We start from the raw sequence: 8,714 nt of genomic DNA, 5'->3' as shown, positions 1-8,714 counted from the left end.
AGCAAGCCCAATCTGCGCGAAGCTTTTTTTAAACGGGTATCGCAAACCGGCATAGCCTATCGGCACAGCACAATAAACCTTAACTTAAGTCACGCCAGCCAGATCAAAGCGGGCGACAGGCTGCCTTACCTCAAAGTGTTCGACGAAAAACGGCAGTTGGAAACCGACCTGCACGAATGGTGCAGCAAACCTGGGTTCACGCTCATTTGCCTGGGCAAACTTAAAGAGATCGACCTGTTTACCGTAGCCAAATGGATCACCCAAAACTACGGGGTCAGCCTCAACTTTTTTTACCTGCCCCCGTCAGCAAAAAACCAACATATCTTTGATGCTTTCGATATAAAAGAAAATCAAAAGAAAGCCCTGATCATCCGCCCGGATATGCACATCGGCTTTTTAAATGATGTGGTGGATATTGATATGATGGATAATTATTTGTTGAATGTAGTGGGAGTGGTTCATAGATGATGGTTCATAGGTTATGGCAATGGTGGCTCCCTTATTTGCTTCGCTGTTTTGCTATGAACTATGATCCATTAACCATGAACCCAAAAACTAACGAACCACCATCACCCAGCCGCTCATCACATTCCCATTTTTTAAATCTATCACATAATAGTATGTTCCCGACGGAATATCTTGTCCGCTGTATCTGCCGTCCCAGGCTTTGGGGTAGCCGGTGCTTTTAAATACCACTCCACCGTAACGGTTAAATACTTGCGTGGTTGAGGTTGGGTAGGTATCAAGTGCCTCAATGGCCCAGGTATCGTTAACCCCATCGCCATTAGGTGTAAAGGTATTGGGGATAATCACTTTTTTATAAACGCGCACAAATACCTGGTCGGTAGCTTCATCGCCGCAGCCTGAATTTGATACTACGTGCAGGGTATAAGTGATATCTTCCATTGGCGAGGCTGTGGGCTTAAGTTCAAGACTGCTGCTCAGGTTATCGGTCGGCGTCCAATAATAGCTTACGTTGGTTCCTTTGGTACTGCCATTAAGCGTGGTTGTTTGTCCCTGGGTAATATACCTGTCGGGCCCGGCGTTGGCCACAGGCTTTTTAAGCACATTAACCTGTACCGTAGCTGTTGATGTACAAGTGCCGTTACTTACGGTAACTGTGTACAATGTGGTATCTGTAGGGCTGGCGACAGGATTGGCTATGTTGGCATCTGAAAGGCCTGTAGTTGGCGACCATGAATAAGTTGAGCCGCCGCTGGCATTTAAGGTAACCGAACTCCCCTCGCAAATTGGCTCAACTGCTGCAACTGCTGCAACAGGCTGTGCATTCACCACAACAGTCAGTGGTACTACAACCTCACATCCCGACGATGATTTAACCGTAACATGATAAGTACCTGCCGCTGCTGCGGTTACATTACTGATGGTTGGGTTTTGAATTGCTGATGTAAACCCATTTGGCCCCGTCCACTGATAGCTCACCCCTGTTGATGCGCTTAACGACAATGTTGTACCCGCGCAGACCGGCGTATTTGCTGTTGCCGTTGATGAGGGCGGCGCGCCAACCGTAAGTGTAAGCACGTTTGATGCCGACCGGCAAAGTGCCGAATTGATATTGCCTGCCTGGGCAGTTACCGCACGATAATAGTAAGTACCGGCTACCGTTGGCGATGTGACCTGGTAACTTGAACTGGTGCTACCAGCTCCGGCAAGATCCGTCCAGGCACCGTTCCCGTTTTTGTACTGCCATAAAACGGTATATCCGCTGGGAATAGTGGTGCTGAGTGTATAGGTTTGCGGAATATCCGAACAAGCCGATGCCGTGATAGTTGAGCTTGAACTACTAAAGCTTGCTGCAATCACGGGCCCGTAAGGCCTGAAAACAATATCGTCAATAGCAAGGTCATTTGCCGGGGCACCTCCGGCGCTGTTATTGATCATCTTGATCACTACATCGCCAACACCTGCAGGCAGTGTAAAGTTAAACGACTTCTGTATCCACTGGTAATTGCCGCTGGTGCGGGCAATGGTACCGGTAGTAAAACTTTGGATAGTTGTACCGTCAGTTTTTTCGATAGCGAAGGTGATATTTGGCGGACTGATATCATTACTCCTTAACAAATTCACCACCCAGGCCGAAAACTGGTAGGTAGTATTAGAGCAAAGCCCGCTAATGGTACGTTTATAAAAATAATCGGTTTTGGATACACTGGCATTTACCACCATCATATAACCGCCGGTATTGCCGGTATGGTCTGTTGCCGACCACCATACATTGCCGGCACCCGCGGTAGTATTTTCAATAGTGTATGAACCATCGCTCGGGAAATCGTTACTGCTATAAGTATAGCTCGTCGACCCAGAATCGGCAGGCAAGGCCCCCGAATGGGTTGAAGTTCCTGAGCCAAAAGTGATACTCACTACCGGGTCGCCAAGGCTTTGCGCATTTGTTTTGCGAGCTAATAGAATAAGAAAAAAGCTGATTAGGGGGAGTAACTTTTTTGCTTCCAACGGAATACTGTTTTAAAAAAGCGCCTGCATGTAACTACTAACATACAGACGCTACTATCGCAACTATTATGAAAAGGGGTATTATATAAACCATTTATGGGGTTATAATTGGTTTATGCAGTAAATATGCGGGCACGGGCGGTTTTCATCAATAATGTATCGATGAATAGCAGTTTTGTATAGGCGAATGTAATGGGGAGAAATTAACGCTACTTCTGTTTCGACCAGTTGCGTGCAAAATCGTTATAAGTTTCGCTTACCGGCAACTCTACATCGGTAAGCTGCACCTTACGGTTCTGGATAGACCTGATCTTGCCAACAGGTACAATATAGCTGCGATGGATGCGCTGAAACCTGGTTGAAGGGAGCTTTTCCAATACCTTTTTCATCGGCATTAGTGTAAGGATAGTTTTATCGTTGGTAATATGGATCTTAATATAATCCTCCATACTTTCAATGTACTCGATAGTACTCAGCTCTATTTTAACCATGCGATATTCCGAGTATACATACAGGCTTTCGTCGGTCTCTTCGGTAGCGGGCTTGTTCCTGTATTTATAGTAATCAACGGCTTTTTCAACAGCTTTGGTAAAGCGCTTAATATCTATCGGTTTTAAAATATAATCCAGTGCTTCCAGTTCAAAACCCTCAAACGCAAAGTTTTTATAAGCGGTTGTGAATATCACTATGGGTTTTACCTGGAGCGAGCGCACAAGATCTATCCCCGTAATATCGGGCATGTTGATATCAACAAAAAGCAGATCTACCGGGGTATTCTTTAAAAACTCCGCGCCGGATATGGCATCTTCAAAAGTATTAACCATTTGCAGCGCCGGGAAGCGTGATACATATTCGCTTATGAGCCTTAAGGCAAGCGGTTCGTCATCAATGGCTATACATTTGAGCACCATAATTTAAGCATGTAAAGTAAGTTGAACAATATACTCATTATTCTGGCTGCTGATGTTTAACAAATGCTTGCCAGGATATAAATGTTCCAGGCGCTGCTTTGTGTTTTTTATGCCGATGCCTGTGCGTTGGTATTCGCTGTTTTTTACACCAAAGATCCGGTTTTTGCAGTAAAACGAAATATTTAGATCCTGAATATTAATCCTGATATCTATATCAGATGGTTCATGTTTGCTCACTCCGTACTTAAAAACATTTTCAATAAAGGTCATCATTACCAGCGGGGCTATTTTATTTCTGCCGGGATCTCCTTCAACCTCAAAATTAACCTTGGTGTTTTTGCCGATGCGAAGGCGCTGCAGTTCGATATAATCACTGATACAATCAATTTCGCTTTGCAGCGGTACAAAATCTTCAATAACATCATCAGTAACGTAGCGCATAATGTTCGAGAGCTTCATGATACTATCGGCGGCATTGTCATCTTTGATCGCCGCGAGGGTATAGATATTATTAAGCGTATTGAACAGGAAATGAGGATTGATCTGCGCTTTCAGAAACGATAATTCGGCGCTGGTTTTATCGGCTTCGGCACGGGCGGCACGCTGCTCGGTAAGCTGCCATTGCTGCACCGTTTTTATAGCCATACTCAAGGCCATGATCATCAGAAAAATGAACAGGCTGGTACTGTCGAACGGCTTTCTGAACCTTCGTGAATGCCCGAAACCATTTCTTTGCCCTAAGGAATCGGGATGGAAATATGGTGGCCGTTCAAACCCTCCCTGCGTATCAGGATAAAGGTTACCATACCTATGATGGCCAAAGCGGGGGCCATCAAAAGACGGAGGCCCCGGCATCATCATCCCGCTGCGCATTCTCCAGCCTTCAGTGCTTCGCAGCAGTCTGTCGAACGGCTGGAGCGTGTACACGCAGCTCAATAAAATGATACAGATAACACTGTAGATCAAATACTTTTTTTTCAAAAAGAACTGCGGAATGAACAGGTAAGCATTGCTGTAAAAAAGGGAGATATAAGTGATACAAAACACCCAGTAAGCAGGCTTCTGCAAAAAAGATGTAATAGAAGTATTGTATAACGACCGGCTATTTAAAAAAACCAGCGGAAAGGCCATGAACAGCAGCCAGCCGGCAATATGTATAACAACCGAAAATACTTTGAAACGCGACATTATGTAAAATAACGCATTATGTTACAGCAATAAAAAAAGTAGCGTTAATTTCAAGGTGTATAGTGAAAGAATCGTCATTGCGAGGCACGAAGACAACCGACCAAAGGGAGCTCATTAATACCTATAAAATCAAATTATAATTATTAATAATCCCCAATGAGCAGAGCCGCCCTATATAGTTCGCGATTGCTTCGTACCTCGCAATGACGGCTTGTTTATTTGTTTTTAAACCCTTCTTCAGGTCTCCTCAGGGGGCCTCTGCGAGAGATCCTGATGGGACGTTAAGATTCACAACTTACGACTCAGGACTTACCCATGAATAGTTTCACCCTTGCCATAGTTCTGGATCACCTGGGCTTCGTATTCCAGGAACTGTTTCCAGCGGGCATCAACATCAATTTCTTCGGCGTATTTTTTTGCCAGGCGAATGAACATGGAATAATGGGTCGCTTCGCTGATCATCAGCTCATGGTAAAAGATAGCCAGTTGTTCATCGTTAATATTTTCGGAGAGTACCTTGAAACGTTCACAGCTCCGGGCTTCTATCATCGCCGAAAACAAGAGCCTGTCAATGAGCTGGGCTTCACGACCGCCGCCTATGATAATAAATTTCCGGAGTTCATTCACGTAGTTATCCTTGCGCTCGCGGCCAAGAATATAACCACGCTCCAATATAATATCGTGTACGCGTTTAAAATGATCCATTTCTTCCTGTACCAGCAGGGCCATTTCCTGTACCAACTCGCTCAGGTTTGGATTTTGAACAATAAGGGTAATAGCATTACTGGCCGCCTTTTGTTCGCAAAAAGCATGATCGGTCAAAATTTCTTCAATATTGCTTTCTACTACGTTCTTAACCCAAAGCGGATCGGTAGGCAACTGCAGTTTTAAAATGGTTTTCTCGCTCACAGTGCAAAGATAGTTGATAGCGGTGAAAGGATAAAGGCGAAAGGTAAAAGGTACTTCTGCGATATGTTTAAATATGAAGGGCCATCTTTTGCGGACGGCCCTTCATTGTTTTTTGTTACTGTTCTATCTTTTTAAGCTTGATATCAAATATCACTATGGAATTTGGCGGTACCTGGCTGGTGCCATATACACCATAAGCTAACCGCGAAGGAACAATAAGCAGGATCTCTCCGCCTGCAGCAATCATCGGGATGCCTATCTGCCACCCGGTTAGCAGCAAGTTTAGTTTATTGCTGTAATCGGTTTGCCCACTTATGCTTACGCCAGTAAGTAACTGGCCCGAATAATCGATAGTTACCGTTGCGTTTGGCCCGGCATGAGTACCCGTTCCCGGGGCAATGATCTGGTAATAAAGTCCTGAAGTATCTTTTGTGGCGCTGATTTCGGAATGGGCTGCAAGGTAGTTTTTGATATTGCCATCCTCATTCAAAACAACCTGTTGCGGATCGGTCGCTTTATCTTTAAAACATGCAGACAGCACCAACAGCGGCGCAAACAACAGCAGCAACAGGCTTTTTCTCATTTCAGGTTGTGGTAATTGGTAAATCAGCTAAAACTAAGCAGATCGATCGTAAATACCAAGACCGAATTTTTAGGGATTGAGCCCGCTGCGGTATTACCGTAACCTTCTCTCGAGGGGATCACCAAAATAATACGGCCGCCCGTTTTAACGTACGGCAGGCCAGATTGCCAGCCAGGAATGAGCCCCTGCAGGCTTTGATTAATAGTACCGGAATCAAACGTAGTTCCGTTCAATAGCTTGCCAGTGTAGGTTACTTTAACTGTTGATGTTGTGGTTGGCTTTGCGCCGGTTCCCTGGGTTACTATTTTATAATAAACACCAGAACCATCAGCAGTAGCATGAAAAGCGGTATCTGTACCGATATAAGTTTTAATAGCGGCGTCATCTGCAGCTGCCTGTTTTGCTGCATCGAACTTGTCTTTTGAGCATGAGGCGAGGATCACCAACGGGGCGAATACGAATAATAGAAATTTCTTCATTTAGTTAATAGTTCTGTTTGCATTAATTTGACGAACAAAAGCAACAGAACGCTACAATAATTGAACTTATTTTAGCGGGATTAGTTAAATTCTGTTAAATCGACAGAAAACACCAATACCGAATTTTCAGGGATACGGCCCGGACCGTTTGCACCATAAGCCAAGCCTGATGGTACGATAAGTAAAATGCTGCCACCTTCTTTAACTAATGGGATACCTATTTGCCAGCCTTTGATCAGGTGATCAAGCGGGCTCGAATAACCGTTACCCTTATCAACCACCATATCATTCAGCAAAGCGGCAGTGTAGTTTACGGTAACCAACGAATTGTCTTTGGGATGATCGCCCTTGCCTTCGGATAAAACCTGGTAATAAATACCGGAGGGGTCCTTTTGCATTTTGAGCTGCGGATTGGCTTTAAGATAAATGCGAATGAGTGAATCGTCGGTTTTAGCTTGTTTGGCCTGGTTTAACTTTACTGAATTATCACATGACATCATCAGTGTAATGATAACTGCGCTTAGTAATAAAAAGTATTTTTTCATGATGGGTATTCAAATAAAAGCCCCCTTTAAAGTAAAGGAGGCTTAGTTTATGTTTTGGGTTATTAAACCGTTGTTTTAATTTTCAGCTCGGTCATTTGCGCTTCGGCAATGGTTGATGGAGAATCGATCATTACGTCGCGGCCCGAGTTGTTTTTAGGGAAGGCGATCACATCGCGGATTGAATCCAGGCCGGCGAATATAGATGCCAGGCGGTCGAACCCGAAGGCGATACCACCATGCGGAGGTGCGCCGTATTCAAAGGCATCCATCAAAAAGCCGAATTGCTTTTGCGCTTCTTCGGGCGAGAAACCAAGATGTTTGAACATCAACGCTTGCAGGCCACGATCATGGATCCTGATTGAGCCACCGCCAATTTCGGTACCATTGATCACCAGATCATAAGCATTAGCGCGTACAGCTCCCGGTTCGGTATCCAACAGGGCAATATCCTCAGGTTTTGGTGAAGTGAACGGGTGGTGCATAGCATGGTAACGGCCGCTTTCTTCATCCCACTCCAATAACGGGAAGTCAACCACCCACAGGGGTGCAAAAGTATTTTTATCGCGCAGACCTAAACGGTTACCCATTTCCAAACGCAACTCGTTCAACTGTTTACGCACCTTATCGGCAGGACCGGCAAGTACCAGCATCAAATCGCCTTTTTCGGCATTGAAAGCAGCAGCCCAGTTGGTCAGTTCATCTTCGTTATAAAACTTATCAACTGATGATTTCAGCGTACCGTCCTCGTTGTAGCGGCAGTAGATCATACCGGTTACACCAATTTGCGGGCGTTTTAACCATTCGGTCAATTCATCCACTTGCTTGCGGGTATAACTTGCACAGCCTTTGGCATTGATACCTACAACCAACTCGGCATTATCAAAAATACCAAAGCCTTTGCCTTTAACAATATCGTTCAGCTCAACAAACTCCATCCCAAAACGCAGGTCGGGTTTGTCTGATCCGTATAAACGCATAGCATCAGAATACAGCATGCGCGGCAGCTCAACCAGGTCAATCCCTTTTACAGTTTTGAACAGGTGGCGGGTAAGGCCTTCAAAAATATTCAGGATATCTTCCTGGCTCACGAAAGACAGCTCACAGTCGATCTGGGTAAATTCAGGTTGACGGTCGGCACGTAAATCCTCGTCCCTGAAACATTTTACTATCTGGAAGTAGCGGTCAAAACCGCTTACCATCAGCAATTGTTTAAAGGTTTGCGGCGATTGTGGCAGGGCGTAAAACTCGCCTGCGTTCATGCGGCTTGGCACCACAAAGTCACGCGCACCTTCCGGGGTTGATTTGATTAACACCGGGGTTTCTACCTCGATAAAGTCAAGCTTATCTAAATATTTACGCACTTCCTGCGCCATTTTGTGACGAAGAACCAGGTTGTTACGGATAGGGTTACGGCGAAGGTCGAGGTAACGGTATTTGGCGCGAAGTTCCTCACCGCCATCGGTTTCGTCCTCAATCAGGAACGGTGGCAGTTTGGCCGCGTTAAGCACTTCGATATCGGTAACGGCAATCTCAATTTCGCCGGTTGGGATCTTGGTGTTTTTGCTGGCGCGCTCAATTACATTACCGGTAACTTTGATCACAAATTCGCGACCAAGTCCGCGGCTTT

The 8,714-nt window shown here is 45.2% G+C and carries 9 protein-coding genes; 1 reads left to right on the top strand and 8 read right to left on the bottom strand.

Features of this window, described 5'->3' with window-relative positions; genetic code table 11:
* Positions 1-468, top strand: a 468-nt coding sequence (locus VF500_RS20500) for a hypothetical protein (RefSeq protein ID WP_330861464.1), incomplete at its 5' end; no start/stop codon positions are given.
* Between the two features lie 87 nt (positions 469-555).
* On the opposite strand, the gene VF500_RS20495 is transcribed toward VF500_RS20500, so the two are convergent.
* The 8 genes from VF500_RS20495 to aspS form a co-directional block, all read right to left on the bottom strand.
* On the bottom strand, positions 556-2,472 hold the full coding sequence (locus VF500_RS20495; protein ID WP_330861463.1) for a gliding motility-associated C-terminal domain-containing protein: 1,917 nt from the start codon (positions 2,470-2,472) through the stop codon (positions 556-558).
* Between the two features lie 209 nt (positions 2,473-2,681).
* Positions 2,682-3,383: a LytTR family DNA-binding domain-containing protein gene (locus VF500_RS20490; RefSeq protein ID WP_330861462.1), complete on the bottom strand. Its 702-nt coding sequence runs from the start codon at positions 3,381-3,383 to the stop codon at positions 2,682-2,684.
* Between the two features lie 3 nt (positions 3,384-3,386).
* Complete coding sequence (locus VF500_RS20485; protein ID WP_330861461.1) at positions 3,387-4,571, bottom strand: sensor histidine kinase; 1,185 nt, start codon at positions 4,569-4,571, stop codon at positions 3,387-3,389.
* A 309-nt stretch (positions 4,572-4,880) separates the two neighbouring features.
* The gene (locus VF500_RS20480; protein WP_330861460.1) at positions 4,881-5,480 is read right to left on the bottom strand and encodes a tRNA-(ms[2]io[6]A)-hydroxylase; all 600 of its coding nucleotides are present in this window, start codon (positions 5,478-5,480) and stop codon (positions 4,881-4,883) included.
* Between the two features lie 115 nt (positions 5,481-5,595).
* Complete coding sequence (locus VF500_RS20475; RefSeq protein ID WP_330861459.1) at positions 5,596-6,063, bottom strand: FKBP-type peptidyl-prolyl cis-trans isomerase; 468 nt, start codon at positions 6,061-6,063, stop codon at positions 5,596-5,598.
* Positions 6,064-6,086: 23 nt separating this feature from the next.
* Positions 6,087-6,542, bottom strand: coding sequence for an FKBP-type peptidyl-prolyl cis-trans isomerase (locus VF500_RS20470; protein ID WP_330861458.1), 456 nt, complete (start codon positions 6,540-6,542; stop codon positions 6,087-6,089).
* An 80-nt stretch (positions 6,543-6,622) separates the two neighbouring features.
* Positions 6,623-7,087, bottom strand: a complete 465-nt coding sequence (locus VF500_RS20465) for an FKBP-type peptidyl-prolyl cis-trans isomerase (RefSeq protein WP_330861457.1) — start codon at positions 7,085-7,087, stop codon at positions 6,623-6,625.
* A gap of 62 nt (positions 7,088-7,149) precedes the next feature.
* Positions 7,150-8,714 (bottom strand): aspartate--tRNA ligase (gene aspS / locus VF500_RS20460; protein ID WP_330861456.1); only part of this gene is annotated, 1,565 nt, incomplete at its 5' end.

The sequence above is a fragment of the Mucilaginibacter sp. genome (assembly GCF_036383575.1).
In the GTDB taxonomy this organism is placed as follows: domain Bacteria; phylum Bacteroidota; class Bacteroidia; order Sphingobacteriales; family Sphingobacteriaceae; genus Mucilaginibacter.
The sequence above is the reverse complement of the archived record's forward strand: the minus strand, read 5'-3'. Positions and strand labels throughout refer to the sequence as shown.